The following is a 1,491-nucleotide window of genomic DNA, read 5'->3' on the forward strand; positions in this document are numbered from 1 at the left end:
CTCGCGCCGATGCGGAGGCGACGGACGCCCGGTCCGAATTCGTGGCGGGCGCGACCGGCTTCCGTGAGGCCAGCGTTTTGGCGGTCGCTGCGGCCGTGGGTGCCGGGATCGAGCACGACTCGGCGGGGCTCGGGCTCGTACCGGACGAGTCCGGCTGGCCGGTCGCGCGCGGTGGACGGCGTGCCGACGCATCCGGCGGCTTCGACGGCTTCGAGGCGGCCCTCCAGCGCGAGCGTACCGCGACCGCTGCCCGCGTGTCCCGACTACGTGAATCCCTAGACCGGGTCTCTGCGCTGATCACAGTGCTGGAGCAGGCCGAAGGGCACCTCGGCGCGGCGGACCTGCGCGAAGCCGAGACCGAGACCCGGCTGGCGGAGGCGACCGACGAACGCACCGTGGCGGATGCCGCGGTCGAGGCCGCCGTCGATGCTTACGTCTCCGAGGTCGAGATCGTGCTGGCCGGACTCACTGAGCTCGCCGTTCCAGATGACGCGTTCGGCGCCTTCGCCGATTGGGTGCGACTGCGCACGGGCGAGAACCCCGCGAGCACTGCGCTGCGCAGGGACGCCCAGCGGCTGCAGGCCGAGCTGGAACGGCAGCGCGCTGACCTCCGGCACCGGCTCGGCGACCTCGCGATCAGGCGCGAGGCTCTCCGCACCGAGATTTCCGGGCTCGAGCAGGGCGACTCGGTCGAGCCGACCCTGCCGCACACCCGCACCGCCGCGCCCGAGGGGTCCCTTCCGCTCTGGCGCGCGGTGAGCTTCACAGACGAGGTCAGCGCGGAGCAGCGGGCCGGGCTCGAGGCCGCTCTTGAGGGCAGCGGGCTGCTCACTTCGCTCGTGCTGCCTGACGGGGACCTGCGCCTGCCCGGCAATGGGCAGTTACTGTTGCGCGGGGCGCGTGCAACGGCATCCGTCGGAACGCTTGCGTCGGTACTCGTCGCTGAGCCGCCCGCGGGGTCGGCCGTGACCGCGGAGACGATCGAGGCGGTGTTGCGAGGCATCAGCCTCGGCGGGGACACAACCGACGGCGGCGCTGATCCCGACTTCGACAACGGAGCCGATTCTGACTCCCACTCCGACGGCACTTCTTCCTCGGCGATCGGCTTCGGCGACGACTCGCCCGCGGTATGGGTGAGCCTCACCGGCCGGTACCGCCTGGGTTCGGCGTTCGGCGCCTGGTCCGTCGACACGGCCCGGTTCATCGGAGAGAGTGCACGCGAAGCGGCCCGCGCCCACCGGCTGCGCGAGGCGCGAGTCGAACTCGACACGATCTCCGCGGAGCACCAGGGCCTGGCCGCCGCCCTCGACGGGATCGCCTCCGGCTGGGTGGGGAGGTGCAGCGTGGCGGCATCCGCGGCGAGGTCAGCCTCCGCCTCGGCGAGCTCGCGGCGGGCCACGGCCGAGCGAAAGCGGGCCTCCTCGCGTTCGCTCGTGCGCTGGGCGACGTGGTCGGCGGCACGCTCCGAGGCCCGATCGGCTGTCTCGCGCG

The 1,491-nt window shown here is 73.0% G+C and carries 1 protein-coding gene; it reads left to right on the plus strand.

Annotated features, from left to right (window positions below):
• Positions 1 to 1,491: hypothetical protein (locus QN345_RS18940; protein ID WP_323509099.1), on the plus strand; the 1,491-nt coding region annotated here is incomplete at both ends.

It is taken from the genome of Cryobacterium sp. 10I1, from assembly GCF_035019805.1.
Taxonomy (GTDB): Bacteria; Actinomycetota; Actinomycetes; order Actinomycetales; family Microbacteriaceae; genus Cryobacterium; species Cryobacterium glucosi.